We start from the raw sequence: 26,718 nt of genomic DNA, 5'->3' as shown, positions 1-26,718 counted from the left end.
GCGCTGAGGTAACCTTGTCGTGCTCTTACTATTCCGATAACGACGAGGCTTACATGCGCCCCCTCAAGACGCTGACACTGGCCGTTGCGGCCGCCACCTTCGCTGCTGCTTCGCTCTCCGCCCAGGCGAGGGAGTTTCGCCTGGGATTGATCACCCCGCCCCAGCACATGTGGTCCCAGGAGGCCGAGGCCTTCGCCGAGACCCTCGCCGAGCGTTCCGGCGGCGAGCACAGCGTCAGCGTCTACCCGGCCCAGCAGCTCGGCAACGAAGCGCAGATGGTGCAGCAGCTGCAGACCGGCGCGCTGGACATGGCCTTTCTGACCATCGCCGAGATCTCCAATCGGGTGCCGGACTTCGGTGCGCTCTACGCGCCCTACCTGGTGGATGGCGTCGACCACGCCGCGCGCTTGCTGCAGTCCGACGCCGCCAATGCGCTGCTCGACCAGCTGCCCGGCGGGGTGGGTCTGGTCGGCATGGGCTATGGCATGGTGGGCATGCGCCAGGTGCTGTCGCGCTCGCCCATCGAGAGCGTCGACGACATGCGCGGCCAGCGCCTGCGCATCACCCCGTTCGACCCGATCCGCGACTTCTATACCGCCACCGGTGCGGCGCCGGCGCCGCTGCCGCTGCTCGAGGTCTACGATGCCCTGGCCAACGGCCAGGTCGATGCCATCGACATGGATTTCGACTCGATCCTGATTCTCAAATTCCACGAGCAGGCCGATAACCTGCTGATCTCCAACCATATGATGTTCCCCATGGTGGGCGTGGTCTCGGGCCGGGTATGGAACGAGCTGGACGAGGGCGATCAGGAGCTGATCCGCACCGCCATGGCCGAGCACCTCGACAACGTGATCACCGGCTTCCAGCAGCAGGACGCCGAGCAGGAGCAGGAGATCCGCGAGCTTGACCTCAATATCGTCGAGGCCGACGCCGAGTTCTTCAGCGACGCCATCGCCGAGTGGGAGGGTATCTGGGCCGACAAGGCACCGTCCCTCGAGGCGCTGCGCGAGGAAGCCGACCGCCTGCGCGAGGAGTGAACGAACGCGCCATGCTGTCACGCCTTTCGCTGGGGTTGGCCAGGCTCGAAGAGATCGCCGCGGCGGCGCTGGCCGCCTCGGTGACCTTGCTGATCCTGATCAATATCGCCTTTCGCGCCGCCGGTAGCCCGCTGTACTGGATCAGCGAGCTGGCCATCTACGCGATGATCTGGATGACCTTCCTGATCGCCTCGGCGGTGCTCAAGCGCCGCCAGGGCATCGCCGTGACGCTGCTCAGCGATGCGCTGCCGGGTCGCCCGCGGCGCTGGCTGTCGCTGTTCGTCGACCTCACCGTGCTGACCTTCGCGCTGCTCATGCTGTGGCTGTGCTGGCGCTGGTATCAGCCGCTGGCGCTATGGCGCGCCGGCTTCGATGTCCAGGCCTTCCAGGGCCAGACCTTCAACTTCATCTACGCCGAGAACACCTCGACCCTGGGCATCAGGAAGTTCTGGGTGTGGCTGATCATGCCGCTGTTCGCCGTGTCGCTGACGCTGCACGGCGTCAGCAATCTGTGCCAGGCGCTGCGCGACCTGAGAGCGCCGGCCGAGGAGCCCAGCCCATGACCGTGGTGGTGTTTGCCATCTTGCTGATCGCCGCGGTGCCCATCGCCCTGGTGCTGGCGCTCACCGCGGCGTGGTATATCGCCGATTCGGGCAATACGGTGCTGTTCGAGTCCTACCCGCAGCAGCTGTTTGGTGCCATCGAGAGCTATGGGCTGCTGGCGATCCCGCTGTTCATGCTGGCTGGCGAACTGATGAACGAGGGCGGCGTGACCCGCCGCCTGATCGACCTGGCGCGGCTGCTGGTGGGCGGCTTCCGCGGCGGCCTGGCCTATATCAACCTGGTCGCCAACATGATGATGGCGGCGATCATCGGCTCGGCGGCGTCGCAGATCGCGATCATGTCGCGGGCCATGGTGCCGGCCATGGAGCGCGAGGGCTACGACAAGCCCTACAGCGCGGCGATCACCGCCGCCGGCGGCCTGCTGTCGCCGATCATTCCGCCGTCGATGCTGTTCGTGCTGTTCGGGGTGATCGCCCAGGTACCGATCGCCGAGATGTTCATCGCCGGTATCCTTCCCGGCCTGCTGTTGGGCTTCAGCTTCTTCCTGGCGATTGCCGTGGTCGGGCTGCGCCAGCAGTACCCCAAGGGCAACTGGCCGACCCGCGACGAGGCGCGCCGGGCGCTGATCATGGGCGTGCCAGCGCTGTCGATCCCGCTGATCATCATCGGTGGCATTCTGCTCGGGGTGGCGACGCCCACCGAGTCGGCGGCGCTGGCCTCGCTGGCGGCACTGCTGCTGGGGCGCTTGCTGTATGGCGAGCTGACCCTCGGCCAGCTGCCGCGGGTGCTGACCCGCACCGCGGTCAACGCCGGGCTGGTGATCATGCTGATCGCCGCCGCCGGGGTATTCGGCTGGGTGGTGACCTACGAGCGCCTGCCGCAAATGGCCGCCGCGGCGATCTCGGCACTGACCACCGACCCCTTCCTGTTCCTGCTGCTGGTGATCGGCTCGCTGCTGCTGGTGGGCATGGTCATCGACGGCATCGCCGCGCTGATCCTGGTGGTGCCGATCCTGCTGCCGATTGCCACCCAGCAGTTCGGCATCAGCCCCTACCAGTTTGGCGTGGTGGTGTGCTTGACCCTGGTGCTCGGCCTGCTGACGCCACCGGTGGGGGCGGGGCTATTCATCGCGTCATCGATGACCGGGGCCTCGACGCTGCGCATCTTCCGCGCGCTGATCCCGTTCCTGCTCGCGACCCTGGCGACCTTGGTGCTGCTGGCCTGGCAGCCGTGGCTGACCACCGGGCTGATCGGGCGCTGAACTGCATCCCGGCATAGTCGTCCCCAGAAACACAACGGGCCCTGATATCAGGGCCCGTTGTGGTCATGCAGTGCGGTTCATACCAGCTCGCGCTGCTCCTCCTTCGCCTTGCGGCGGTCGCGGAGCACCGCGCGGCAGATCACCACCAGCACCCCCAGGGTGATGGCGGGCCAGATCAGCACGTAGAAACCATAGAGTGCAGTCATGTCGTGTTCTCCATTATAGCGATGCCGGCCGGCGGCATCGCGTTAAGCTCAAGGGGATGATCAGTGCTGGACGGCCGGACCGGCCGGCGCGGCACCGCCCGGCTGCACGCTGGGCTTTTGAGAGTCGTAGTCGCCGACCCGCTCGCCGATGGTGGCGAAGTCGAAGTCTTCCTGGCGGCTCATCAGGCTCATCACCACGCAGACCACGGTGCTGGCGCCATAGGCGGTCAGCGAGGCCAGCAGTACGGTGTAGTCGCGCAGGAAGTCGGTGGCGAACACCAGCATCGCGGCCAGCGCCAGGGCGGCGGCGATGAACCCGGCGATGCGGCCGAGGAAGCCGAACACCATCAGGCCGACGATCACGCCACCGCCGATGCTGGCCAGTACCTCGAAGAACAGGCCGCTGACGCCGGTCATGGGCAGCAGCTCGAAGCGCGCCAGGCAGAACAGCACCATGGCCACCAGTACCGAGGTGGTGAAGGCCTGGTTGGTGACCCGATTCCAGAAACAGCTGGCGATGACCGGGAAGACGATGGCCCCCCACAGCGCGCCGACGAATACCAGCATCACCAGGATATCCAGCGAGAAGCTGGCAAACACGATGCCCACCGCGGTGGCGATGATCATGGTCAGGCGCCCGACCAGCAGCATGCGCTTGGGGTCGGCCTTGCCGCGGGCGATGTTCTTGCCATAGACGTCGGCCATCATGATCGCCGACAGCGCCGAGAGATCGGAGTCGGCGGTAGACGAGAGCGAGCCGATTACCAGGATGAAGAACAGCGCAATGAACAGCGGCGGCAGGTAGCCGGAGACCATCTGCGGGATCAGGTTGTTCATGTCGCCGCCCATGGGCTCGACGCCCAGCGTCAGCGCCATCAGGCCGATCATGCCCAGCCCGATGACGATGGCACCGTAGCCGATGGTCGCGGTGATGAAGGTTGGCTTGATATGGCTTTCGTTGACCGCGAACAGGCGCTGGGAAATCGTCTGGTTACCGATGGCATAGGCCAGCACGGCGACGAAGAAGGGGGCGCCCTGGTAGAGGATGGCATCCATCGAGAACAGGTTGGCCTGCTCGACCGTCAGGTTGTCCAGGCCTGCCACCAGCTCGCTGGGGCCGCCCATGGCGAAGAACACCGCGGGAATGATCACGATGGCAATCGCCATCAGCGCCACCAGTTGAGCGAAGTCGGTCATCACCGAGGCGCGGAAGCCTGACCACAGCGTATAGAGCAGTACGCCGAAGCCGGCAATGATCACCCCGGCCTGGAACGACAGCGGCGAGAGCACCGAGACCAGGGCGCCGGCGGCGGTGAAGTTGACCATCAGGCTGATCACGCTGCCCAGCACGTTGGAGAGGGCCAGGATCAGCTGGCTGGAGGAGCCGTGGCGGGCGTGGATCAGCTCACCCAGGGTGTGGGCATTGGGGGCGAGCTTGCGAAAGCGCCGGCCGAAGGGGTAGATGAACAGGATCATCAGTGCCCCCCACAGGCCGTAGTGGATAGGTCCGGAGACGCCGTAGGTATAGCCGGAGGTGGCGGCGGCGTAGAAAGATGCGGCCCAGATCCAGGTGGCGGTCATGCTGGCAGCGCCCATGCCGAAGCCCACGCGGTGGTTGGAAACCATGAAGGCGTCGGCGTCTTCGTTCTTCTTGCGGATGCCGAGTGTCATCAGGTAGGTGCCGCCGTAGAAGGCGAGCAGCAGCAAGATGACGGTCAGGGTCGAAAACTGATAGAGCGATTCGCTGTTCAAGGGCAGTCTCTCTGCGGGTGGAACGGATACGCCCAGGGCATGACGATCGGGTCGACATACCGGACGCAGTGGCGGTGGTGGTGCAGGGTGGCCAGGCCGGAAGGCGGCCTGTGGCTGACTGTCGCGCAGGCACAGACGTGCGGGCGCCAGGCGTGGCGCAGCATCAGATGCTATCGATTGGGCACGGCAAGACGCTGCCGTCAGTCAGGCATTACCCCACGGAGGGGCGGTCGGGCGGCGGGCGGCGCGGCATGCACCGGCCTTCATCGGCATAGTGGCGCGACATGGATGTCTTCTCTATTGATGGTGCGGACGACGAAGCGTCGCTAGCACCGGTGGTCCAGTCTGCAGGGAGGCGAGACCAGGGTGGCCAAGGCCGGAGGCCAGGCCAGTCGGGGATCGGTTGTTGGCGTTATTATGGATCGATCCGAGCGAGCATTACCCTACGCACACGAAGCGTGAAAGTCCAATCTGTCCTGATCTAGGGGCTAAATGCCTCCAGATGCGCCGAACTGTACTTTGGCGCACGCAATGGCTTCTTGGCCAGCCGGTTGCCGGGTGCTGCTGGCAACGAGCGGCGAGGATGTCCTTCAGTCGGCCATGCCCCCTCTGAGGGTGGGGTGGTCGGTCGGCCGGCGGGCGGCGGTGACGCTGCCCGCCACCACCAGCAGCGCTGCCACCGGCAGCCGCCAGTCGGGGGCGGCGACCCCCGCTACCACCAGTATCAGCGTGGCCAGCACGGGCACCGCATGGGCCAGCTGGCCGACCTGATGTGCCAGTGAGTCGCGCATGGCGCGGTCCCAGGCCAGCATGGCGAGCCCGTAGGGGCCAAGCCCCAGTGCGGCGGTCACCAGCAGGGTCTCCTGCGAGGGCAAGGAGGCGGTGCCCTCCAGGGCCAGGCTGGCGATGCCGGTCAGCACGCTGGCGATCAGCAGCAGGTGGGGCATCCGCTTGCCCAGGCGCCAGGCGGGCACCTGGCAGGCCAGCGAATAGAGCGCCCAGCATAGCGCCGCTACCGCCGCCAGCAGGTAGCCGCTCCAGGCACCCGACATGCCGCCGGACAGCGCCTGGGGGGCCACCAGCAGAGCGGCGCCGCTGAACGCCAGCAGCGCCCCGGCCAGGGTGGTGGCCGGCAACCGTCCCAGCGCCAGCCGCCGGCTGGCCAGCAGGAACAGCACCGGCCAGGCGTAGAGGATCAACGACGCCTCCGCCGCCGGCGCCAGGGTGAAGGCGGTAAAGCTGGCGCCCACCGCGCCGGCGATAAGCAGCGCCACGCCCAGATAGACCAGTGCCTCCTTGGCGCTGCGGCCCGCGGCGCTGGGGTTGCGCCGCCGTCGAGCCATGGGCAGGGTGCCCAGGGCCCCGGCGAGCAGGGCCAGGGCCGATAGGCGCAGCGGCGGCAGGGCCCCGGCCTGGGTGACCAGCAGTGGCACCAGCGCCCACAGCACCACCGCGAGCGCCGCGGCACCGCCGCCAAGCCAGGGCAAGTGAAGGAGGCGAGAGGTGTTCAGCAGCATGGTCGTGGTCTCCGGGTCAGGCGTCGAGGATTATCAAGGGGTGACGCCGCTATGCTATCCGCTGCACAATCATCACAATAACGATCTTTCTTGAACGAACCCATCAAGGAGCGTGATGAATCGATGCGTGCCCAGACCCTCGACCTGAGCCTGCTGCGCACCCTGGTAGCGATCGCCGATACCGGCAGCGTCACCGCGGCGGCACGGCGCCTGGCCTATACCCAGTCAACCGTCAGCATGCAGCTGAGCCGGCTCGAGGCCTCGCTGGGCGTGGTGCTGCACGAGAAGGAGGGGCGGCGGATCCGCTTTTCAGCGGAAGGAGAGCGGCTGCTGGGGCACGCCCGGCGGCTGCTGGCGCTTAACGATGAGGCCCTGACCGACATGCGCTCGAAGCGCGTCACCGGCGAGCTGAACCTGGGAATTCCCGAGGACTACGCCAGCCTGCTGACGTCGGTGTTCTCGTGGTTCTACCAGCTCTATCCCGACGTGAGCCTGCAGGTGATCTGCGGCACCAGCGTCGACCTGGTTGAACGGGTTCGCGACGGTGAGCTGGACCTGGCGCTGGTGACTCGCCAGCGCCGCTCGCCTGGCGGCGAAGTGATCCGCCGCGAGCCGCTGGCCTGGGCGGTGGGGCTGGAGCGCCAGCCGCCGCTCTCCGACCCGCTGCCGCTGGCCCTCTACTCGCCGGGGGCCGACCTTTTCCGCGAGGTGGCCGAGCAGGCGCTGGCCGAGGCGGGGCGCGACTGGCGGGTGGCCTACACCAGCCAGTCGATGGCCGGGCTGGGGCCGGTGGTGCAGGCGGGGCTGGCAATCGTGGTGGTGACCCGCAGCATGCTCGGCCCCCAGCTGCGTGCCCTGGACGAGGCGAGTGGCTTGCCGCCGCTACCCACCATCGAGCTGGCACTGCATCGCGCCGCCCGCCGCCCAACCGAGCCCGCCCGGCGCCTGGCCGAGCTGATCCGCGAGGAGCTATCGCCCAGCGAGGCGGGCTGAGATGGCCGGCGAGGGGGTGGCTGCGGGACAATGGCTCGAAAGTCACAATCCTGAGCGTTACACTCAGGCTTTGGGCGTCAATGCCTCACGTGATCGACCGGAGTCGCCATGTTTCCCGAGTTCACCCTGCGCTACGCGAACTTTCCCGAGCGCTTCTATGCCCGCTTCGACCCGGTGCCGGTCAAGGCGCCGCGACTGGTGGCCTTCAACCGGCCGCTGGCCGAGGCGCTGGGCCTGGATCTTGACGCCTACGACGAGACAGCGGCAGCCGAGTGGTTCTCCGGTAATCGCGTGCCGGATGGGGCGGCACCGCTGGCCCAGGCCTATGCCGGGCACCAGTTCGGCCACTTCAATCCGCGCCTTGGCGATGGCCGGGCGGTGCTGCTCGGCGAGGTCACCGACCGCGACGGGCGGCTGCGCGATATCCAGCTCAAGGGGGCCGGCTGTACGCCGTTCTCGCGCGGCGGCGACGGTCGCGCGCCGCTGGGACCGGTGCTGCGCGAGTACCTGATCAGTGAGGCCATGCAGGTGCTGGGCGTGCCCACTGCCCGGGCGCTGGCGGCGGTGACCACCGGTGAGCGGGTCGTCCGTGGCGTACCGGAGCCCGGCGCTGTGCTGACCCGTGTGGCATCGAGCCACCTGCGCATCGGCACCTTCCAGTATTTCGCTGCTCGCGGCGACAGCGAGGCGGTCCTGCAGCTCGCCGATCACGCCATCGAGCGTCACTATCCCGAGCTTGCCGACATCGAGCCGCCGGGGGCGCGCTATCTGGCGCTGTTCGAGGCGGTGCAGGCGCGCCAGGCGGCGCTGGTGGCCAGGTGGATGGGACTTGGCTTCATTCACGGGGTGATGAACACCGATAACACATCCATCTCCGGCGAAACCATCGACTACGGCCCCTGCGCCTTCATGGAGCGCTATGACCCGGCCACGCTATTCAGCTCCATCGATGAGGGCGGCCGTTACGCCTACGCCAATCAGCCGCGGATCGTGCAGTGGAACCTGGCGCGTTTTGCAGAGACCCTGCTGCCGCTGATAGATGACGACCAGCAGCGGGCCATCGCCCGCGCCAGCGAGATACTCGAGGCTTACCCGGGGCGCTACGAGGCCGAATGGCTCGCGGTCATGCGTGCCAAGCTGGGGCTTGGCGAAGCGCTGGCAAGCAGCGATCAGGCCGATCGCGAACTGGTCGATGCGCTGCTCGAGGCGCTGCAGGCGGGGCGTGCCGACTTTACCCTGGCGTTTCGGCGGCTATGCGACGCCGCCGAGGGGGAGGAGCAGGAGCTGGTGGCGCTGTTCGAACGCGCCGAGCCGATTCAGGCCTGGCTTGCCGAGTGGCGTCGACGCCTGGCGCAGGAAGATGTCGAGGGGAGCGAGATCGCGCGGCGCATGCGGCTGGCCAATCCGGCCTATATCCCGCGCAACCATCGCGTCGAGGAGGCGCTGGCCGCGGCCATCGACGAGGACGACTTCGCTCCCTTCGAGCGACTGATGCAGGTGCTGGCAAGGCCCTTCGAGGAGCGCGTCGCGGACGCCGACTATGCCCAGCCGGCGCCGCCTTCCGCGCGGGTCTTTCGCACCTTCTGCGGCACCTAGCCCACCAGCCCCCACCTGCGTGCCGCGACCAGGCACTCCTCCATCAGCGCCAGCACCGGTGCCAGCTGGCTCTCATGGAGGATCACCAGGGTGTCGCCCTCCTCGGCGTCGAGCGGTGGGGTAGCGACCACGAATTCGCCCTCTTCGAGATGGAATTCGTGGATCTCGCGCATGCCCTGTGGCGTATTACAGCGGCTGACGCGATAGGGGTCGTCCTCACCGTAGGTCAGCCGATGGTAGACCTTGAAGAAGGTGTACAGCGATAGGCCGTGAGGGAACGCCGGCCAGTGAACGGGGTTGTTGCGCGTCTCGTCGTCGATGCTTTGCCCCTGGCGTTCGGCGGCGGCGATCGCCTCTGCCAGCGGCGCGGCCAGCAGTGATCCGGCCGAACCGGGAAATTCGTCACCCTGCTCGGTTGCCTGGCGGTAGCGGTCGGCCACTGCCGCTACGTCTGCCATGCTCCCCACGCGATGCTCGCTGTGCGCGAGTGCCGCCGGCTCGGCACTGCCGTTCTCCCAGCCGTGAATTACCCGCAGCATCAACCGCTCCTGGCGCAGCGGTGCCTCGAGCAACACCTTGAGCGCCACGACCAGATGCAGTTGCCGCTCCATGGCTTGATTGTCGAAGGCGCTGTAGGGCTCGGCGAAAAGCGCATGCAAGCGACCTGGGATGTGTTCCTTAGCTTCGGTGTAGGGCATGGTGCGATCTCGGTGGCGTGGGTCTTGTTGTCGGCGGCGCACAAGCGGGTGCGGCAGCATCGGTAGTCCATCACATTAGTATCGGCCGCTGGAGGCGTCGACTTGAATCGGCTGGCGGCACTTTGACTTCCAAGGGGGCGCGGCCGATGATGAGCGTCCCGGCCTAGCGCCGGGCACACAACCCAATGATTCACTGTCGCCAGGGGAGTCCCGCCGCCATCGCGGGGGCTGAGAGGGCCATGCGCCGACCCTGGAACCTGATCCGGTTAATACCGGCGGAGGAAGTGCGACATGCCCTATCTGACGTCTGCCGTGCTCGGCGCGGCGCTGTTGTGCTTTGCCTACCTTGGCCTGCGTGCGCGTCGCGCCGACGGCCCCCTCGACGACTACGTGACCGCGCGCAACTCCCAGGGCGCCCAGACCCTGGGGCTATCGTTCCTGGCCTCGAGCATGGGCGCCTGGATTCTCTTCGCACCGCCGGAAATCGGCGCCTTCGTCGGCCCGCTGGCGCTGGCCGGCTACGCCATCGGCTCGTCGCTGCCGTTCATCGTGCTGGGGCTGTATGGCCCGGCGATTCGCCGCCGCCTGCCGCGCGGGCGCAGCATCGGCGAGTTCGCCGAGGCGTGCTACGGGGTCGGTGTGCGGCGCTGGGTGTCGCTGGTCTCGGTGGCCTACATGGCCTGTTTCCTGGCCGCCGAGCTCACCGCCATCGGTGCGATTGCCGCGCTGCTCTCGGACGTGCCGCCGGCGCTGGTGGTGATCGGCGTAGCCCTGGTTACCTTGCTCTATACCGCGCTTGGCGGGCTACGCGCCAGCCTCGCCACCGATCGCTGGCAGGCCTGGCTGCTGCTGGTGCTATTGCTGCTGGTGGGCGGCGTGGCGCTGTGGCGCCTGCCGGAGATGCCGGCCGGTGTGGCCCTGCCGTCGGCGCCGCTGGGCAATTCGCTGTCGGTGGCACTGACCCTGGTAATCGCAGTTACCGCCGCCAACCTCTTCCATCAGGGCTACTGGCAGCGGGTGTGGTCGGCCCGCGACGACCGTGCCCTGGGGCAGGGCGCCTGGCTGGGCGCCGGCATCTGCGTGGTGGTGGTGATGCTGATCGGCGGCCTGGGCATGCTGGCGGCGATGAGCGGCATCGCCCTGGGGGAGCCGCCGATCCCGTTCTTCGCCCTGCTGGCCGAGGCGCCGGCCTGGTTGGCGCTGCCGGCGCTGGTGCTGGCGGTGACCCTGGTGGCCTCCAGCGTCGATACCCTGCAGAACGGCATCGCCTCGCTGGTGGTGGCGGATGCCGGCAAGCCGGGGCTGTCGATCGGTGGGGCAAGACTGGCCACGGTGGCGCTGATGGTGCCGGTGGTAGCGGTGGCGCTGCAGGGCTACTCGGTGCTACGCCTGTTCCTGATCGCCGACCTGCTGTGCGCCGCCATCGTGGTGCCGGTACTGCTGGGGCTATGGCGGCGCATGAGCCCGCTGGCCGCGGTGGCCGGCGGCGTCGCCGGCATGCTCGGTGCCGTGGTGCCGGGCTGGATCACCTCCGGCAGCCTGGCCGCCGGCCTGCTGGCGGCGAGCTTCCCCGACAGCATTCCCACCCTGGCGCCGTTCCTCGGCGCACTGCTGGCGTCGACCCTGGTTAGCCTGCTGATCGCCTGGCGGCGCCCCTCTCACTCATCCTCCATGACAAGGAGTGCATCATGAGCACGCTCGAGCAGTACCGCGACTGGGCCGCCTCGCGCAGCGCCCCGCGCATCAGCGACTGGCTGCGCGAGATCAGCGAGCCCGACTGGTCGGCCACGGTGAACCACCCGCTGTTCGATGCCCTGGCCGAGGGGCGGCTGGCGGGAGACGACTTCGCCGCTTACATGGTGCAGGACTACGGCTTCGTCGACCCCTTTACCGCCCTGATCGGCCACGCCATCGGCCATGCTCCGAGCATGGCGGACCGGGTAGTGCTGGGCCAGTTCATGGGCATGCTGACCAGTGACGAGAACAGCACCTTCCAGCGCACCTTCGAGACCTTCGGTGTGGCCGGCCAGGCCCCCGACTACCTGCCCGAGACCCAGGCCTTCCAGCGGCTGCTGCGCGATACGGGCCAGAGCGGCGGCTACGCCGAGCTGCTGGCGGCGCTGGTGGTGACCGAGTGGGTCTATCTCGAGTGGGCGCTGCGGGTGACTCGCGTCGACGGGCTGCACCCCTTGATGGGGGAGTGGATCGATCTGCACGACAATCCGGCCTTTCAGGAATTCGTTGCTTGGCTGCGCCAGCGCCTCGATGAACAAGCGGCGCAGCTCGACGCGGCCGCTTTCGCCGCCATGGCCGAGTGCTTCCGCGACACGGTGGCCAAGGAGCGCGCGTTCCACGATGCGGTCTGGGCGCGATTCGAGTGACGTCGGCCTGGCCGGTTGCCAGATGCGCTCATGGGGGGCACTCTCTATGCTCTAAAGGATGCATCGAACCCGTCAGGAGCGCCCCATGAGCGATACGCCGAAGGATTCCCGCCGCCGCCACTCCGCCTCGGTGGTGGACGGCCCAGGCAAGGCGGCCAGCCGCGCCATGCTACGCGCGGTGGGCTTCACCGACAGCGACTTCACCAAGCCCCAGGTGGGCATCGCCTCGACCTGGAGCAACCTCACACCGTGCAACAGCCATATCGACGAACTGGCCTGGCGCGCCAGCGACGGTGCCGATGCGGCCGGCGGCAAGGGGGTGATCTTCAATACCATCACCATCTCCGACGGCATCGCCAACGGCACCGAGGGCATGAAGTACTCGCTGGTGTCGCGGGAGGTGATCGCCGACTCCATCGAGACCGTGGCCGGCTGCGAAGGCTTCGACGGCCTGGTGGCCATCGGCGGCTGCGACAAGAACATGCCGGGCTGCATGATGGGGCTGGCGCGGCTCGACCGGCCCAGCGTGTTCGTCTACGGCGGTACCATCATGCCCGGCGAGGGCCACACCGACATCGTCTCGGTATTCGAGGCCATGGGCGCCCACTCGCGGGGCGATCTGGACCTCATCGAGCTCAAGCAGATCGAGGAGACGGCGATCCCCGGGCCGGGCTCCTGCGGCGGCATGTACACCGCCAACACCATGGCCTCGGCCATCGAGGCGCTGGGCATGAGCCTGCCGGGCAGTTCGGCGCAAAACGCCGTCTCCGAGGCCAAGCGCGCCGACTGTGAGGCCGCGGGTGCCGCGGTGCTGGAGCTACTGGCCCGCGACATCAAGCCCTCCGACATCATGACCCGCGAGGCCTTCGAGAACGCCATCACGGTGGTAATCGCGCTGGGCGGCTCCACCAATGCGGTACTGCACCTGATCGCCATGGCCAGCACCATCGGCGTCGAGCTGTCGCTGGAGGACTTCACCGAACTGGGCCGCCGCGTGCCGGTGCTGGCCGACCTGCGCCCCAGCGGCCACTACATGATGAGCGAGCTGGTGGCGATCGGCGGTATCCAGCCGCTGATGAAGATGCTGCTCGATGCCGGCCTGCTGCACGGCGACTGCCTGACGGTGACCGGCAAGACGCTGGCCGAGAACCTCGCCGAGGTGGCGCCTTATCCCGCCGATCAGCGGATCATCGCGCCGCTGGACGCGCCGCAGAAGCCCGAGAGCCACCTGCGGATTCTCTACGGCAACCTGGCGCCCCAGGGCGCGGTGGCCAAGATCACCGGCAAGGAGGGCACGCGCTTCTCGGGCAGTGCTCGGGTGTTCGGCTCAGAGGAGGAGGCCCAGGCGCGCATCAACGACGGCACCGTGGTGGCCGGTGACGTGGTGGTGATCCGCTACGAGGGCCCCCGCGGCGGCCCCGGCATGCGCGAGATGCTTACCCCTACCTCGGCGATCATGGGCCGCGGCCTGGGCAGCCAGGTGGCACTGATCACCGACGGTCGCTTCTCCGGCGGCAGTCACGGCTTCGTGGTCGGCCATGTCTCGCCGGAGGCCTTTGAGGGCGGTCCGCTGGCACTGGTCGAGGACGGCGACACCATCACCATCGACGCCGAGGCCGATACCATCGAGATCGACCTCGCCGATGAGGAGCTGGCGCGGCGCCGCAGTGCCTGGCAGCAGCCGGCCCCGCGCTACACCCGCGGCGTGCTGGCCAAGTATGCCAAAACGGTGAGCTCGGCCTCGCGCGGTGCGGTGACCGACCTGGCGGAGTGAACGCGCGCCTGCTGGAAGGTATCATCCGACAGCGCCCCCGCCGGTCTTCCGGCGGGGGCGCTTGTCCTTCGGGGCGGCAGGCCCATTACGGCTCGCTGCGAGCGGTGTGGCTCAGACGCAAGTGGGCGCGCAGTCGGCGGGCGAGGATGTCCACCGCGATGTTGAGCAGCGCGGTGATCACGATCAGCAGCATGGCGCGGTCGAAGCGCAGCTCCTGGATGGCGCTGTCGACGTAGAAGCCCAGGGTGGCGATGCCGAGAATCCCCAGGATCGCCGTCTCGCGCATGATGATCTCCCAGCGGTAGAAGAGCAGCGCCAGGAAGGGGCCGTAGACCCGCGGCGCCACCTCGTAGGCGTAGCGGTTGATGCCGCCCGGTGCGTCCTGGCGCAGCTGGATCTCGTTGCTGCGGCGCCCGACCAGGTGGCCGATGATGCCGCCGTTGTGCAGCGCCAGGGCGACCACCGCCGGCAGCATCGAGGGCCCCCACAGCTGCAGCAGGATGAAGGCCAGCAGGTACTCGGGGGTGGAGCGCATCACCACCAGTACGCCATGTCCCAGGGCGCCGCGCACCCGGCCGGTGAGGTGGCGCCCCGTGAAATGATGGGAGATCAGCGGGAACAGCGTCATCGCCAGCACCCCGGTGAGCACCAGGGCGATCTGGGTCAGCAGCAGGGTGTGCCATATGCCGGGCAGGGCCTGGCCGAGCAGGAGGTCGCCGAACCAGGGCCAGAGGCCCTCCAGGCCCTCGCCGTTGCGCAGCGGGGCGGGCACGATGTCCTCGGTGAAGAAGCGCGAGACATTGCTCCACATGATCGGCAGCCCGGTACCCAGCAGGAAGGGGGAGGCCACCAGGTAGAAGGGCAGCAGCCGTGGCCGCGCCCATAGCCGCAGGCTGGCGATCAGGGCGTAGAAGAGCAGCAGCAGTGCGCCCACGGTGCCGTAGTGGCCCTGGGCGAAGGGGCCTGCCAGGTGAAACCCCAGGGTCGGCATGCCGACGAAGCCGATCACCGCGCTGGAGCGCAGGCCGCACTCGAGGCGGTAGGCGGTATAGCTGACCAGGTGCGGCCAGGCCTGGCTGATGCGGGTATAGACCAGCGCCGATAGCCGCCCGGCGCGCTGTGGCAGGCTGCGTTCCGGCTGCGGGTCGCACTCGTCGAGGATCTCGGCATAGACCTTGGCGAAGGTGCCGGCGTAGGGAATGGCGATGGCCAGCACCCCGGTGATCGGGTGCAGGCCGAAGCTCTGCAGGAAGATCAGCGCCCAGAACAGTTCGTGGATGGCGCGGATGAAGGCGCAGAAGGTGCGCACCCAGACATGCCGGAAGAGCAGGGCCAGCAGCATGCCCGCCGCCGAGCCGAGCCCCACGCCGACGAAGGCGAAGGCCACGGTTCGCAGCAGGGCCTCGCCGAGGAAGTCGACGCGGGAGAGGTCGGGCTGGATCAGCCCCATGAACAGGCGGCCCAGCGCGTGCCAGGGGTCGTGGGTGCTGATCTCGAAGTCGCCGAACAGCAGGCACACCGCCGCCAGCAGGACAAGCCCCAGGGTAACGCGACGCGTGGCGGTCAACGGCATCAGTAGAGCGGCAGCAGGTCGGTGGCGGAGAGGCGCTGGCTGGGCTGGTCGATGGCGATGGCGCCATCCTGGATGCCGATCACCCGGGTGCAGTAGCGCAGCGCCAGGTCCACGTCGTGCATGGCCAGCACCGCCGTGGGGTAGGCGTCGGTCAGCGCGGTCAGGGTCACCTCGGAGAGGGGGCCGTCGAGTGCCGAGACGGGCTCATCGGCGAGCAGCATGCCGCCGCCCTGATGGATCACCCGAGCCGCGGCAACGCGCTGCCTCTGCCCGCCGGAGAGTTCGCCGCAGGGTGTCCAGCGCTTGTCGTCCAGGCCGAGCCGGCCGAGCAGGGTGTCGATCTCGGTCACGTCGGCTGGCCGCGGGCGCACCAGGGTCAGCAGGTTGCGCCACCAGGGGTGGCGGTCGAGCCGGCCCATGTAGACGTTGTGGAATACCGAGAGTGTCGTCACCAGCCCCAGGTCCTGGGGCATCAGGGCGGCCCCCTGGTCGCGCCAACGGTCATACATCACCGACAGCAGCGTCGACTTGCCGGCACCGCTGCGACCCACCAGCGCCACGCGTTCGCCGGGGGCCAGCGTCAGGCTCAGCGGGCCGAGCACGCGCAACTCGCCATAGGTGGCGACGGCATCCTGCAGCGCCAGCACGCTCATCAGTCGAGCAGCCCCAGGGACTGCGCGACCTCGAGGATTTCCTGGTAGTCGTCGTTCACGGCGGGGATGAAGCCTGCGCGGGGAAAGCTGGCCAGCAGGTCGGGGTCATCCATGTCGAGCAGCGCCTGCTGGAGGCGCTCGGTGAAGCCCTCGCCGAAGCGCTCATCGACGTCGCCACGCACCGTCCACTGGTAGTCGGGGTAGGGCGGCGTCTCCCAGATCACCTGAACCCGGTCGAGGTCGATGTTGCCCGCTTCGAGCTCGTTCTCCCACGCCTTGTAGCTGACCACGCCGGCCTGGTAGGCGCCGGACTGCACCACCGAGATGGTGCGGCTGTGGTTGCCGCTGAAGCCGACCCGGGTAAACAGCTCGTCGGGCGAGGCGCCGAGGTGCTCGCGCAGGAAGTACTCCGGCATCAGCCGCCCGGAGGTCGAGCTCTGGGAGCCGAAGCTGAAGGTCAGGTCACGCAGCCCCTCGGGGGCGGTGTCGCCGTCATCGGGTGAAAGGCCGGTGGAGTGATTGGCAATGACGTAGCTCTTGTACTCGGGGTCCTCCACGCCCTGGGCGATGGCGCGGGAGCCCGGCACCAGCTGGCGTGCCTGCACGCCGGTGAAGCCGCCGAACCAGGCCAGCTGCACCTGGTTGTTGCGAAAGGCGGTGACCGAGGCGGCGTAGGAGGTGACCGGAATGAAGCGGACCTCCACCTCCAGCGTCTCGGCGAAGTAGTCGGCGACGGCCTGGAAGCGCTGCTGCAGGCGTGTCTCATCCTCGTCGGGGATGGCGGTGAACACCAGGGTCTGGGCGGCGGCCAGGGACGGCGTGATGAGCGTGACAAGCGCAAGAGCAGGCAACAGGCGTTGGAACATGGGTGCGAAGTCCTTTCAACGAAGTGGCAAGCGAACGTGGCCAATTGAGGATGAAACGGTCGACTCAGAATAGCGTCTGGGGAACCGGAGAGAGCATGATACCGAAAATGTGCGCTCTATCCCCTCTCATCCCAGGTCTATCCCCCCGAGAGCGCGCAGGTACGAAACCCCGCCAGGATGTCGCGGCGCTCCGGGGTGAAGAAATTACGGTAGCCGTTGTGGATCAGCCGCCCCCGGGTGGCCCAGGCCCCGCCGCGCAGCACGTAGCGGCCCTCCTTGAACCAGGGCGCCGAGTAGTCGCGATAGAGCTCGGGCTCGAAGCCCGGGAAGGGGCCGAAGGGCGAGGCCGTCCACTCCCAGACGTTGCCGAGCATCTGTCGGCAGCCGAAGGCGCTGTCGCCGTCGGGCAGTGCCGCCACGTCCAGCGCTGCCAGGCGCCAGCCGTCCAGGTTGGCCAGGCGGGCAACCGGCGGCGTGTCGCCCCAGGGGAAGCGACGCTTGCCGGGGGCGAGTGACGCCCCGTCGGGTGTTGGCTCGCGGCTGGCGGCGACCTCCCATTCGGCTTCGCTGGGCAGGCGACGACCGGCCCAGCGACACCAGGCCTCGGCCTCGAACCAGCTCACATGCACCACCGGCTGATGGGGGGCCAGCGGCAACCAGCGGTCGAAGCGTCGCTCCTCCCAGCGGCCGTTGGCGCCCTTGCGCCAGTAAACGGGTGCCCGCAGGCCCTGTTTCTCGCACCAGCGCCAGCCGGCCTCGCTCCACAGTTGGCGTCGTGTATAGCCGCCGTCGTCGACGAAGGCGGCGAACTCGGCGTTGGTCACCGGCGCCTTGGCGATCGAGAAGGGCGCCACATGGACTTCCATGGGCGCCTTCTCATTGTCGAACCGGAAGGGAACGCTTGCGTCGGAGCCCAGCAGATGGCGGCCGCCGGGGATGGCGACGTCGCCGGGCAGCGCACCGGCAGCGGGCTCGCCAGGGGCGAACCCCGGCGGTGGCGTGCCCAGGTCGGGGGGCGGGTCGCCAAGGGTCTGGCGGGTGTAGAGGAAGGCCTCGCCATGCATGTCCTCGTGCAGGGTGGTGAGCTGGTAGACATAGCTCTGGGCCGAGCTGGCCTCGCCGTCGGGCAGGCGCTCGAGCATGGCCTGCTGGACCCGTGACAGGTACGCCAGGGTCTGCTCCCGTGACGGAAGCGGTAGCGACCAACGGTCGTCATGGGCGATGCTGCTGGAATCGAACAGCCGCTCGGCCTCGGCGATCTGGTAGTCGGGCAGGCCAAACAGGCCGCGCAGGGCGAAATGGTCGTGGAAGTAGCCCAGGTGGCCCAGCTCCCACAGCGGTGGATTGACGATGGCCAGCCGCGGGCCGAGTTCGCGGGCCTCCAGGGTGTCCTGCATCAGCGCCAGGCTGCGCGTCCGCGCATCGGTGAGCATTGCCGCCAGCTCGACGGCGGGCCGGGGTGGCGTAGGCGGTGTGCTGAGTGGTGTGGAGAGCATGCCGACCTCGTCGCAGTGGAGCGCTCAGGGAGCAATGATAGGAGTCGAGCTAAGTAGTCGAGATAGGGAGTCGAGATAGTGTTGAAGGTAGCGCTGATCACGCCGGCGCGTCGAGGCTCTCATGCCGGCAACCGGACCACGGCCACCCGCTGGGCGGGGCTGCTGCACGACCTGGGCTGTCGCGTGCGCGTTGCACAATCCGACGGGGACGCCGATGGCTGCCGCCTGGACGGCCAGCCTCCCGACCTGGTGCTGGCGCTGCATGCGGTGCGCAGCCACGCCGCCATTCGCGCCTGTCGCGCCGCCTTTCCGGCATGCCCGCTGGTGGTGGTGCTGACCGGAACCGATGTCTACCGCTTCCAGCACAGCGACCCGGAGGCGTTTCTCGACAGCCTCGCCGCCAGCGATGCCTTGATCGGCCTGCATGACTGCTTGGCCGAGGATCTGCCGCCGCGCTGCCTGTCGCGCCTGCATGTCGTCCACCAGTCGGCCCTGCCACTGCCGCCCCGTGCCCCGGGACCCATCCGTCGCAGTTTCGAGGTGCTGGTCGCCGGCCACCTGCGCGAGGAGAAGGACTCGCTGCGTGCGGCCCTGGCCGTGCGCGATCTGCCATCGACGTCGCGGTTGTGCGTGGTGCAACTCGGCGGCGCCCACCGCCCGGAGTGGGCCGAGGCCGCCCGCGAGGAGATGGCCGGCAACGCGCGTTACCGCTGGCTCGGCGACCTGCCCCGTTGGCGGGTGCGTCAGTGGATGGCCCGGGCACGGCTGATGGTGATCAGCTCGCGCATGGAAGGGGGCGCCAATGTGGTCAGCGAGGCCTGCGTGGCCGGCCTGCCGGTGGTGGCCTCCGATATCCCCGGAAACCGCGGGCTGCTGGGCGAGGACTACGCCGGCTACTTCCCGGTGGCCGACACCGCGGCCCTGAGGGCCCTGTTGTGCCGAGCAGAGGCCGAACCGGCCTTCGTCGACCGTCTCCGCCGGCAGGTGCTGGCGCGGGCGCCGCTGTTCAGCCCCGCGGCCGAGCGGGAGGCGCTGGTGCGAGTTATCGCCGCCTGTGGGCTGACGGTTTAATCTCGCCCTCAACCCTTCAGGTGGATGGGCTCCAGCGCTTCGCCAGCCTCGAGGACGCGGCCGATGATGGCGGCCCGGGCGTAGCCCAGGGCGTGCAGGGCCGCGAGGCAGGCCTCGGCGCGCTCGGCGGGCACGCTGGCCAGCAGGCCGCCGGCGGTCTGGGGGTCGAACAGCAGCGGATAGCGGGGGTGGTCGACCCAGGCCGCCTGGTCGTGGATGGCACGGCGCAGGCGCACGTTGGCGGGCTGCAGCGAGCTCAGGATACCGGCGGCGACGGTCTCCTCGGCGCCTTCGAGCAGCGGCAGCGCCGTCAGGTCGAGTTCGGCATCCACCCCGGAAGGGCGCGTCATCTCCACCAGGTGCCCCAGCAGGCCGAAACCGGTGAGGTCGGTACAGGCGGTGGCGCCGTGTTCGCGCAGGCAGCTCGCCCCCTGCCGGTTGGACTGGCACATGCTCTCCAGGGCGGCGTCGATCCAGCGCCCCCGGGCGCCGAGCCGGGCATGGGCGGCAAACAGGGTGCCGGTGCCGATGGGCTTGGTCAGGATCAGCACCTGGTCCGGGCGCAGGCCGCCTTTCGTCAGGATCGCTTTTCCCTTGGGGCTGTCGCTCGCTCCACCGGCGTCGATCAGGCCGTTGACGGCAAACCCCAGGGCCAGCTCGCTGCCCTCGCCGGTGTGCCCGCCGACCAGGGCGCAGCCGGCCTCGTTGAGCACCTCAACGGCACCTCGCATCATCTGGTAGACGGTGTCCTCGACCTTGGCCTCGAGCCCCTGGGGCACCGTGGCCACGGCGGTGGCGGTCTGGGCCTCGGCGCCCATGGCGAAGATATCGCCCAGGGCGTGATTGGCGGCGACCTTGCCGAACACATAGGGGTCGTCGATGAAGGCGCGGAAGAAGTCGACGGTATGCACCACGTCCTTGCCCGGCGGTACCCGTACCACGGCGGCATCGTCCGGGGCGTGAAGGCCCACCAGCACCTCGTCCCGCTCCACCGGCTGCAGGGTCGAGAGGGCCCGGGAGAGCACCGAGGCGCCGACCTTGGCGCCACAGCCGCCGCAGCGCATGGCGATGGCCGAGATCGCCTGGGCGTTCTCCTCCTCGTTCAGCGCCACGCGGCTGGCCCGGGGCGCCCGCATGGCGCCTTCTTCCATCGGCGGCAAGTCGTTGAACTTGGACATGAAACGCCGATCGATGCCGTCCTTCCAGCGCCACACCCAGTCGCCGGCGAGAAAGAGGCCGCCGCGGGAGGCCACGGCGTGACGGTCGCCGGTGCTGATCAGCGCCAGCCATTGCGCCTGGGGGCGGTAGGGCGACAGGGTGCGGCCGGTCACGGCGGCGCGCAGGTTGTCGGCCAGCGGGCGCCCCTGCCGCACGGCGAAGACCCCGGCCTTCTCGCGGGGATGGTCGACCTGGCTGGCGATATCGCCGGCGGCGAAGATGCGCGGGTCGGAGAGCGACTGCAGGGTGTCGCCGACCTGGATAAAGCCGTCGTCGTCGAGTGCCAGGCGGGTGTCGCGCAGCCAGGCGGCCCCACCGGCATTGGTGACCCAGACGATCTCGTCGGCGGCGTGCCAGCTGCCGTTGGCGGCCTGCAGCCGGCCCGCCTCGACACCGACCACGTCGGTGGCGGTGTGCACCTCGACGCCGCGCTGCTTGAGGGTGGCCTGGAAGTGGGCGCGCACCCGCGGGTTGTGGGTCGGCAGGATCTGCGCGCCACGGGTGAAGAGGGAGAAGCGCAGCTCACTCGGGTCGCGGGCCTGGGCGCTGAGTTCGTTGCTCAGCCGGTACTGCATGGCCAGCAGCAGCTCGACGCCGCCGGCGCCGCCGCCGACTACCGCGACGCGGGTCTGGCCGGGGTGGTGCCCGGTGTGTGGGTGCGAGAGACGCTCGAGCAGCCTCTGCCAGCGGTCGTTGAACTGATGGATCGGCTTGACCGGCACCGCATGCTCGCCGGCACCGTTGACCGAATTCACGCTGGGGGTCGAGCCGATGTTGATCGACATCCAGTCATAGGGAACCGGCGGGCGCGAGCGGCAGAGGACGGTCTGCGCATCGTGGTCGATGCCGATGGCCTCGTCGCGGAAGAAGCGTGCCCCAGCGTACTCCGCCAGGCGGCGCAGGTCGATATGCACGTCGTCGTAGGTGTAGTGCCCGGCCACATAGCCCGGCAGCATGCCCGAGTAGGGGGTATGGGTGTCGCGGCAGATCACGGTGAGCCTGACGCCGGGTTCGGGCTTCATGGCGAAGCGCTTCAACACCCCCACGTGGGTGTGTCCGCCTCCAACGAGGACGATATCCCGTAACGCTTGTAACCCCAGGGGCTGCTGCGGTTGCTGCATGGTCAGGCTCGCTCTAGATTGATGAGACGTCGACGTTGCCGCAACAGTCTAAAGGCAAATCGATGGTACGACGCCATCCCGCAGATCGACGTATTGTCGAACCCTGCCAGAACCGTTCGCCAGCGAGGCCAAGCGATGTCCACTGCAGTGCGTTTTCACGACCAGCATGTCGACGAGACGGGGCCGTCGTTTCGCGACGACGTGATCGCCGGGCTGGGCCGCTCTCCCAAGGCCTTGTCGCCCAAGTATTTCTACGATGAGCAGGGTTCCCTGCTGTTCGAATCGATCTGCCGCCAGCCCGAGTACTACCTGACCCGCACCGAGGAGGGTATCCTCGCCGAGGCCGCCGAGGAGATCGCGGCGCTGGTCGGGCCGGAGTCGCTGCTGGTCGAACTGGGCAGCGGCGCCAGCCGCAAGGTGCGCCTCCTGCTCGAGGCGATGCGCCCGACTCGCTACCTGGGGGTGGATATCTCCCGGGATTTCCTGCTGCAGAGCACCCGCCGCCTGGCGGCCGACTACCCCTGGCTGGAGGTGCATGCCGCCTGGGCGGACTTTTCCGAGCGCCTGCGCTTGCCGTCGGGTGTCGAGGGGCGACGGGTGGTGGCCTTCTTTCCCGGGTCGAGCATCGGCAACTTCGCGCCGGCCGAGGCCGAGGCCTTTCTCGCCGGGCTGCGCCGGGCCCTGCCCCCCGGCAGCGGGGTGCTGATCGGCGTCGACCTGGTCAAGGATATCGACATCCTCGAGGCGGCCTACAACGATGCCGCCGGTGTGACGGCGGCCTTCAACCTCAACCTGCTGGAGCGCATGCGCCGGGAACTGGGGGCCACGGTGGAGCCTGGCGGCTTCCGCCATCGGGCCTTCTTCAACGAGGCGGCCTCGCGCATCGAGATGCACCTGGTCAGCGAGGGCCGGCAGACGCTCGTCATCGACGAGTACCGCTTCGAGTTCGAACCGGGTGAGACGCTGCACACCGAGAACTCCTGTAAATACAGCGTGGCGGGCTTCCAGGCGTTGGCCCGGCGAGCCGGGTATTGTCCGAGCGCGGTCTGGAGCGACGCCGAGGGCCTGTTCAGCGTGCACTATCTGTCCAACGACTAGCTCGCCTATGGCCGGACGTCTTTCATGGTGTCGCCAGCGGCGGGCGGTAGCGGGCCATGAAGCGACGGTCGATACGATCCTTCCAGCGCCACACCCAGGCGCCTGACCAGCTCCAGGGGCCGCGAGAGGCCACGGCGTAGCGGTCGCCGGTACTGATCAGCGCCAGGTGGCGGCGCTGGGGGCGGTAGCGGGTCAGGGGGCGGTCGTGAAGGCTGGCGCGCAGGTTGGCGGCCAGGGGCGGGCCCTGGCGCACGGCGTGAACCCCGGCCTTGTCGCGCCGGTAGTTGACCATCGAGGCGGTGTCGCCAGCGGCGAATACGTGGGGATGGCTGACGCTGGCCAGGTGGTCGTCGATGCGGATGAAACCATCAGCATCCAGGTCGAGGCCAGTGGCAGTCAGCCACGGCGCGGCACCGGCCTGGGTCGCCCACAGCAGCTCATCGAAGGCCAGCCGGCGGCCGTCGGCGATGTGTATATGCCCGGCGCCGACGCTGACGACGTCGGCATCGCTGTGCAGCGCCACGCCGCGGCTTGTCAGCAGGCGGGTAAAGCGTCGCCTCACCCGCGCATTGTGGCTGGCCAGCAGCCGCGGGCCGCGGGTCACCAGGCAGAAGCGCAACAGCGACGCGTCCAGGCCGCGCTCACGGCACAGGCGCTGCAGACGCTGCTGTATGGCCAGCAGCATCTCGACGCCGCCGGCGCCGCCACCCACCACCATGATGGTCTTGCTGACCGGGTCGTGCTGCAGCCGCTCGAGCAGCGCCAGCCAGCGTGCATTGAGCCCGTCGATGGGCTTGAGTGGCGTGGCGTGGTCGGCGGCACCGGGTACTGCCGCCAGGCGCGGTGCGGCACCGATATTCAGCGACAGGCGGTCATAGGTGAGCGGCGAGTGATCGTGGGGAATCACCCGCTGGGCGGCGAGGTCGAGGCCGTCGATAGTGTCGCGCAGGAAGCGCGCGCCGGCTGCCTCGGCCAGCGGTGCCAGGTCGATATGCGCATCGTCGAAGTCGTAGTGCCCGGCGAGATAGCCGGGCAGCATGCCGGCGTAGGGCGTGAAGCGGTCGCGGCTGATCAGCGTAAGGCGTACGTCGGGGACGGGGTCCAGCGCAAAGCGACGCAGGACCTCGACGTGACTGTGACCGCCACCGACGAGCAGCAGCTCACGGGCCATCTAGCCCTCGTCTTCGACGCTATGGCGCAGGGTTTCCAGTTCTTCGACGGAAAAATGCTCGATCTTGCCGGCCAGCAGGTCGCTGAGGCGCTGCGTGGGTATGCCGGCGCGCTGAGCGATCTCGCGGTTGGGCAGGTCGGATAGGGCGATGCGGCGAGTGACGACGCGCATCAGGCGGGAACGTTTCTCGAGTTCCCGGACGTCCAGGTCGGGTGTCGCTGGCGAAGGCTCGCGCAGGTCCCAACCGGTCGTTAATCGTGCCGTGCTCATGTGGCTCCGTTGGCTTGGCTTGCGACCCGCTCAGGATGCAAGGTTTTGCGGCAATCTTCCAGCGCTTCACGGAGATTTTTTTGCCCCGCGCAGACCTGCTCGCCGAGAGCGCGTAGACTGCGCTCAATTGCCTGTTTTATTGCCTTGGACATCAGGATCTTGCAATGGCGCTTAGCGCAACTCCCTATAAAGTGACCCTGTCACTCACCGATCTGGACCGCGGCGTCTATGCCACCGAGCGCTTTACCGTGGCCCGTCACCCCTCGGAGACCGAGACGCGCATGACGGTGAGGCTGCTGGCGCATGCGCTGTGGTACGACGAGGCGCTGGCCTTCGGCCGCGGGCTGTCGGACGTCGATGAACCGGCGCTGTGGCAGAAGAGCCTCGACGGCCGGGTGCTGCACTGGATCGAGGTCGGCCTGCCCGACGCCGACCGCCTGACCTGGTGCTCACGCCGCGCCGAGCGGGTCTCGTTGCTGGCCTACGGCAAGGTCGACGCCTGGGCCTCAAGGGTGCTGGGGTCGGCCGAGGCGCTGGCCAATGTGCACGTTGCCAGCCTGCCCGAGGCGGCGCTAGCGGCGCTGGCCGAGGACCTGCCGCGCAGCATCGACTGGGCGGTAATGATCAGCGAGGGCACGCTCTACGTGACCGACGCTCAAGGGCAGCACGAGCTGACCCCGACCTGGCTCAGCGGCGAGCGTTGAATGCATGGCATATTCAACCTCGCACGGCAATGGTGAAATTGTCGTTGTAGTCACTCAGGCTACTGACGTGCTAGGTTTTTCAGGAGTGCGACCGCTACTATTCGCGTGATCGCCAATAATCATAACGAACGTCAGGTTTCACGACCGGAGGAAGTCCATGCGCACTATCAAATACGCGGTTGCCGCTTCACTGCTGGCTACCGCCCCGCTAGCTGCGGCGCAGCAGCTGTCCATCGCCACCGGTGGCACCGGCGGGGTCTACTACCCGATCGGCGGCGGTTTCGCCGAGATGATCAACGACCATATCGAAGGCGCCGACGCCACTGCCGAAGTGACCGGCGCCTCGGTGGAGAACATGGGCCTGATCATGCGCGGCGATGCCGACCTGGCCCTGGCCCTGGCCGACACCGTCTATCAGGCCTATAACGGCACCGGCGATTTCGAACAGCGCCAGATCGAGAACATTCGCGCCCTGGCATCGGTGTATCCCAATGCCGTGCAGCTGGTGACCCTGGCCGACTCCGGTATCGAGTCGCTGGCCGATCTCGAAGGCAAGCGGGTGTCCGTGGGTGCTCCGGGTAGCGGTACCGAGCTCAACGCTCGCGCCCTGCTCGAGTCCAACGGCATGAGCTACGACGACTTCAACCCCCAGCGTCTCAACTTCAACGAGACCGCCGACGCCATCCGCGACGGCGATATCGACGCCGGTTTCTGGAGCGTGGGTCCGCCCACCAGCTCGATCCTCAACCTGGCGGCAACCCGTGACATTCGCCTGATCGGCTTCTCCGACGAGGAGATCGCCAACGCTCAGGAGGACGAGCCGGTGTTCGCCCCCTATGAGCTGGCAGCCGGCATGTACGACGGCATGGACGAGGCGGTGCAGACCATCGGTATCCCCAACGTCCTGGTGGTCAATTCCGACATGGACGAAGAGCTGGCCTACGAGTTGACCAAGCTGCTGTTCGAACATACCGACGAGCTGATCGCCGTGCACCCGGCGGCCAACGACACCACCATCGAGTTCACCATGGAATCCACCCCGGTGCCGCTGCACCCGGGCGCGATTCGCTACTTCGAGGAAGTCGAGGCCGATATCCCGGATCGTCTGCGCCCGTAATCACGGCGCCACGACATCCACTGATGTGACCTGAGATGGACATCGTGCGATTCGGTAACCTGGCAGGGCGGACACTGGTGTCCGCCCTGCTGTCGTGTGGTGCCATCCCCATATTAGCGGTAGCAGATGATGTCTCGCAGCCTGATACCCTGCAGGCGCTGGGCACGCACGGCGAGATTTACGCCGAGCTGGCGCGGGCGCCCGGCGAGGGCTGGTGCCTGGCGTGGAATCACTCGGTACGCCATTTCAGGGTGCTCGACTGCTACCGCAACGTGGCCGGTGAGATGCAGCTGGAACGCAGTCACCAGCCCGATTTTGCCGCTGGCCTTGGGCATTCCCCGGGGCGCGGCGAGCAGGTCTCCGATGGCCAGGGCGGCTATTGGATCAATGATATTCATGAGCCCGTCGCCGATAACCGCTATGCGTTGAGAGTGGGGTCTCGCGAGGTCGACCACCGCCTGATCTGGGAGGAGGGTGGTGAAACGCACACGTTGAGTCTCAGCGAACAGGCCAGCGGTGAACGGGTCATTTTTCAACTTATCACGCTCGAGCATTGAGCGATCCAGACGACGTCTGAC

The 26,718-nt window shown here is 68.1% G+C and carries 24 protein-coding genes and 1 riboswitch; of the genes, 13 read left to right on the top strand and 11 right to left on the bottom strand.

Annotated elements, in window-relative coordinates; all coding sequences use genetic code 11:
* Positions 1-53 precede the first annotated feature (53 nt).
* Genes QC821_RS14990 through QC821_RS14980 form a run of 3 tightly spaced genes read left to right on the top strand, consistent with a single transcriptional unit; the run spans position 54 to position 2,865 of the window.
* Complete coding sequence (locus QC821_RS14990; protein ID WP_309723139.1) at positions 54-1,040, top strand: TRAP transporter substrate-binding protein; 987 nt, start codon at positions 54-56, stop codon at positions 1,038-1,040.
* An 11-nt stretch (positions 1,041-1,051) separates the two neighbouring features.
* Positions 1,052-1,603, top strand: coding sequence for a TRAP transporter small permease (locus tag QC821_RS14985; RefSeq protein WP_309723137.1), 552 nt, complete (start codon positions 1,052-1,054; stop codon positions 1,601-1,603).
* Positions 1,600-2,865, top strand: coding sequence for a TRAP transporter large permease (locus tag QC821_RS14980; protein WP_309723134.1), 1,266 nt, complete (start codon positions 1,600-1,602; stop codon positions 2,863-2,865). Before QC821_RS14985 ends, QC821_RS14980 begins: the two co-directional genes overlap by 4 nt.
* Positions 2,866-2,942: 77 nt before the next feature.
* Here QC821_RS14980 and QC821_RS14975 read toward each other — a convergent pair whose 3' ends face one another.
* The 3 genes from QC821_RS14975 to QC821_RS14965 form a co-directional block, all read right to left on the bottom strand.
* Positions 2,943-3,071: a putative transporter small subunit gene (locus QC821_RS14975; RefSeq protein WP_232230296.1), complete on the bottom strand. Its 129-nt coding sequence runs from the start codon at positions 3,069-3,071 to the stop codon at positions 2,943-2,945.
* A gap of 60 nt (positions 3,072-3,131) precedes the next feature.
* Positions 3,132-4,823, bottom strand: coding sequence for a sodium:solute symporter family protein (locus tag QC821_RS14970; RefSeq protein ID WP_309723132.1), 1,692 nt, complete (start codon positions 4,821-4,823; stop codon positions 3,132-3,134).
* Between the two features lie 590 nt (positions 4,824-5,413).
* A complete protein-coding gene (locus tag QC821_RS14965; RefSeq protein ID WP_309723129.1) occupies positions 5,414-6,340 on the bottom strand; it encodes a DMT family transporter in 927 nt (308 codons plus the stop codon).
* Positions 6,341-6,463: 123 nt separating this feature from the next.
* Here QC821_RS14965 and QC821_RS14960 point away from each other — a divergent pair, with 123 nt between their 5' ends.
* Both QC821_RS14960 and QC821_RS14955 read left to right on the top strand, forming a co-directional pair.
* Positions 6,464-7,333: a LysR substrate-binding domain-containing protein gene (locus QC821_RS14960; RefSeq protein ID WP_309723219.1), complete on the top strand. Its 870-nt coding sequence runs from the start codon at positions 6,464-6,466 to the stop codon at positions 7,331-7,333.
* Between the two features lie 108 nt (positions 7,334-7,441).
* Complete coding sequence (locus tag QC821_RS14955; RefSeq protein WP_309723126.1) at positions 7,442-8,929, top strand: protein adenylyltransferase SelO; 1,488 nt, start codon at positions 7,442-7,444, stop codon at positions 8,927-8,929.
* Here the strand turns inward: QC821_RS14955 and QC821_RS14950 are convergent.
* Positions 8,926-9,627, bottom strand: coding sequence for a hypothetical protein (locus QC821_RS14950; protein WP_309723123.1), 702 nt, complete (start codon positions 9,625-9,627; stop codon positions 8,926-8,928). The genes QC821_RS14955 and QC821_RS14950 overlap by 4 nt on opposite strands.
* A 191-nt stretch (positions 9,628-9,818) precedes the next feature.
* Positions 9,819-9,929, top strand: a riboswitch (TPP riboswitch).
* Here QC821_RS14950 and QC821_RS14945 point away from each other — a divergent pair.
* From QC821_RS14945 to ilvD, 3 genes are all read left to right on the top strand, one after another.
* Positions 9,919-11,319, top strand: a complete 1,401-nt coding sequence (locus QC821_RS14945; RefSeq protein ID WP_309723121.1) for an SLC5/6 family protein — start codon at positions 9,919-9,921, stop codon at positions 11,317-11,319. Its footprint overlaps the riboswitch before it by 11 nt.
* On the top strand, positions 11,316-12,008 hold the full coding sequence (locus QC821_RS14940) for a TenA family protein (protein ID WP_309723120.1): 693 nt from the start codon (positions 11,316-11,318) through the stop codon (positions 12,006-12,008). Before QC821_RS14945 ends, QC821_RS14940 begins: the two co-directional genes overlap by 4 nt.
* Positions 12,009-12,093: 85 nt before the next feature.
* Positions 12,094-13,782, top strand: a complete 1,689-nt coding sequence (ilvD, locus tag QC821_RS14935; protein WP_309723118.1) for a dihydroxy-acid dehydratase — start codon at positions 12,094-12,096, stop codon at positions 13,780-13,782.
* A gap of 85 nt (positions 13,783-13,867) precedes the next feature.
* On the opposite strand, the gene QC821_RS14930 is transcribed toward ilvD, so the two are convergent.
* The 4 genes from QC821_RS14930 to senA all read right to left on the bottom strand — a co-directional run bounded on the left by QC821_RS14930 (position 13,868) and on the right by senA (position 18,370).
* Positions 13,868-15,355, bottom strand: coding sequence for a PhnE/PtxC family ABC transporter permease (locus QC821_RS14930; RefSeq protein ID WP_309723115.1), 1,488 nt, complete (start codon positions 15,353-15,355; stop codon positions 13,868-13,870).
* Positions 15,355-16,008, bottom strand: a complete 654-nt coding sequence (locus QC821_RS14925; RefSeq protein ID WP_309723112.1) for an ATP-binding cassette domain-containing protein — start codon at positions 16,006-16,008, stop codon at positions 15,355-15,357. The genes QC821_RS14930 and QC821_RS14925 overlap by 1 nt, the downstream gene beginning before the upstream one ends.
* A complete protein-coding gene (locus QC821_RS14920; protein WP_309723110.1) occupies positions 16,008-16,874 on the bottom strand; it encodes a putative selenate ABC transporter substrate-binding protein in 867 nt (288 codons plus the stop codon). Before QC821_RS14920 ends, QC821_RS14925 begins: the two co-directional genes overlap by 1 nt.
* Positions 16,875-17,011: 137 nt before the next feature.
* On the bottom strand, positions 17,012-18,370 hold the full coding sequence (gene senA / locus QC821_RS14915; RefSeq protein ID WP_309723107.1) for a selenoneine synthase SenA: 1,359 nt from the start codon (positions 18,368-18,370) through the stop codon (positions 17,012-17,014).
* A gap of 78 nt (positions 18,371-18,448) precedes the next feature.
* On the opposite strand from senA, the gene senB reads away from it, so the two are divergent.
* Entirely contained in the window at positions 18,449-19,441 is a 993-nt protein-coding gene (gene senB, locus QC821_RS14910) for a selenoneine biosynthesis selenosugar synthase SenB (protein ID WP_309723105.1), read from the top strand.
* An 8-nt stretch (positions 19,442-19,449) separates the two neighbouring features.
* Here senB and selD read toward each other — a convergent pair whose 3' ends face one another.
* Entirely contained in the window at positions 19,450-21,780 is a 2,331-nt protein-coding gene (gene selD / locus QC821_RS14905) for a selenide, water dikinase SelD (RefSeq protein ID WP_309723102.1), read from the bottom strand.
* Between the two features lie 135 nt (positions 21,781-21,915).
* Here selD and egtD point away from each other — a divergent pair, with 135 nt between their 5' ends.
* Positions 21,916-22,878 (top strand): L-histidine N(alpha)-methyltransferase, encoded by a 963-nt coding sequence (egtD, locus tag QC821_RS14900; protein WP_309723099.1) that lies wholly within the window; start codon positions 21,916-21,918, stop codon positions 22,876-22,878.
* Between the two features lie 22 nt (positions 22,879-22,900).
* Here egtD and QC821_RS14895 read toward each other — a convergent pair whose 3' ends face one another.
* The gene (locus QC821_RS14895; protein ID WP_309723096.1) at positions 22,901-24,049 is read right to left on the bottom strand and encodes an FAD-dependent oxidoreductase; all 1,149 of its coding nucleotides are present in this window, start codon (positions 24,047-24,049) and stop codon (positions 22,901-22,903) included.
* Positions 24,050-24,319 (bottom strand): XRE family transcriptional regulator, encoded by a 270-nt coding sequence (locus tag QC821_RS14890; protein ID WP_095619993.1) that lies wholly within the window; start codon positions 24,317-24,319, stop codon positions 24,050-24,052. It lies immediately after the preceding gene.
* Positions 24,320-24,483: 164 nt separating this feature from the next.
* Here QC821_RS14890 and QC821_RS14885 point away from each other — a divergent pair, with 164 nt between their 5' ends.
* From QC821_RS14885 to QC821_RS14875, 3 genes are all read left to right on the top strand, one after another.
* Positions 24,484-25,023, top strand: coding sequence for a YaeQ family protein (locus QC821_RS14885; protein WP_309723094.1), 540 nt, complete (start codon positions 24,484-24,486; stop codon positions 25,021-25,023).
* A 157-nt stretch (positions 25,024-25,180) separates the two neighbouring features.
* Positions 25,181-26,140: a TAXI family TRAP transporter solute-binding subunit gene (locus QC821_RS14880; protein WP_309723091.1), complete on the top strand. Its 960-nt coding sequence runs from the start codon at positions 25,181-25,183 to the stop codon at positions 26,138-26,140.
* Between the two features lie 35 nt (positions 26,141-26,175).
* The gene (locus QC821_RS14875; RefSeq protein WP_309723089.1) at positions 26,176-26,697 is read left to right on the top strand and encodes a DUF1850 domain-containing protein; all 522 of its coding nucleotides are present in this window, start codon (positions 26,176-26,178) and stop codon (positions 26,695-26,697) included.
* The last annotated feature ends 21 nt before the right edge of the window (positions 26,698-26,718 follow it).

Source organism: Franzmannia qiaohouensis (assembly GCF_031451695.1).
Taxonomy (GTDB): domain Bacteria; phylum Pseudomonadota; class Gammaproteobacteria; order Pseudomonadales; family Halomonadaceae; genus Franzmannia; species Franzmannia qiaohouensis.
This window is presented reverse-complemented; position numbering and strand designations above follow the sequence as displayed.

Coding starts and splice junctions, on each gene's coding strand:
- QC821_RS14990 (WP_309723139.1), top strand. CDS start 54: ATGCGCCCCCTCAAGACGCTGACACTGGCCGTTGCGGCCGCCACCTTC.
- QC821_RS14985 (WP_309723137.1), top strand. CDS start 1,052: ATGCTGTCACGCCTTTCGCTGGGGTTGGCCAGGCTCGAAGAGATCGCC.
- QC821_RS14980 (WP_309723134.1), top strand. CDS start 1,600: ATGACCGTGGTGGTGTTTGCCATCTTGCTGATCGCCGCGGTGCCCATC.
- QC821_RS14975 (WP_232230296.1), bottom strand. CDS start 3,071: ATGACTGCACTCTATGGTTTCTACGTGCTGATCTGGCCCGCCATCACC.
- QC821_RS14965 (WP_309723129.1), bottom strand. CDS start 6,340: ATGCTGCTGAACACCTCTCGCCTCCTTCACTTGCCCTGGCTTGGCGGC.
- QC821_RS14960 (WP_309723219.1), top strand. CDS start 6,464: ATGCGTGCCCAGACCCTCGACCTGAGCCTGCTGCGCACCCTGGTAGCG.
- QC821_RS14955 (WP_309723126.1), top strand. CDS start 7,442: ATGTTTCCCGAGTTCACCCTGCGCTACGCGAACTTTCCCGAGCGCTTC.
- QC821_RS14950 (WP_309723123.1), bottom strand. CDS start 9,627: ATGCCCTACACCGAAGCTAAGGAACACATCCCAGGTCGCTTGCATGCG.
- QC821_RS14945 (WP_309723121.1), top strand. CDS start 9,919: ATGCCCTATCTGACGTCTGCCGTGCTCGGCGCGGCGCTGTTGTGCTTT.
- QC821_RS14940 (WP_309723120.1), top strand. CDS start 11,316: ATGAGCACGCTCGAGCAGTACCGCGACTGGGCCGCCTCGCGCAGCGCC.
- ilvD (WP_309723118.1), top strand. CDS start 12,094: ATGAGCGATACGCCGAAGGATTCCCGCCGCCGCCACTCCGCCTCGGTG.
- QC821_RS14930 (WP_309723115.1), bottom strand. CDS start 15,355: ATGCCGTTGACCGCCACGCGTCGCGTTACCCTGGGGCTTGTCCTGCTG.
- QC821_RS14925 (WP_309723112.1), bottom strand. CDS start 16,008: ATGAGCGTGCTGGCGCTGCAGGATGCCGTCGCCACCTATGGCGAGTTG.
- QC821_RS14920 (WP_309723110.1), bottom strand. CDS start 16,874: ATGTTCCAACGCCTGTTGCCTGCTCTTGCGCTTGTCACGCTCATCACG.
- senA (WP_309723107.1), bottom strand. CDS start 18,370: ATGCTCTCCACACCACTCAGCACACCGCCTACGCCACCCCGGCCCGCC.
- selD (WP_309723102.1), bottom strand. CDS start 21,780: ATGCAGCAACCGCAGCAGCCCCTGGGGTTACAAGCGTTACGGGATATC.
- egtD (WP_309723099.1), top strand. CDS start 21,916: ATGTCCACTGCAGTGCGTTTTCACGACCAGCATGTCGACGAGACGGGG.
- QC821_RS14895 (WP_309723096.1), bottom strand. CDS start 24,049: ATGGCCCGTGAGCTGCTGCTCGTCGGTGGCGGTCACAGTCACGTCGAG.
- QC821_RS14890 (WP_095619993.1), bottom strand. CDS start 24,319: ATGAGCACGGCACGATTAACGACCGGTTGGGACCTGCGCGAGCCTTCG.
- QC821_RS14885 (WP_309723094.1), top strand. CDS start 24,484: ATGGCGCTTAGCGCAACTCCCTATAAAGTGACCCTGTCACTCACCGAT.
- QC821_RS14880 (WP_309723091.1), top strand. CDS start 25,181: ATGCGCACTATCAAATACGCGGTTGCCGCTTCACTGCTGGCTACCGCC.
- QC821_RS14875 (WP_309723089.1), top strand. CDS start 26,176: ATGGACATCGTGCGATTCGGTAACCTGGCAGGGCGGACACTGGTGTCC.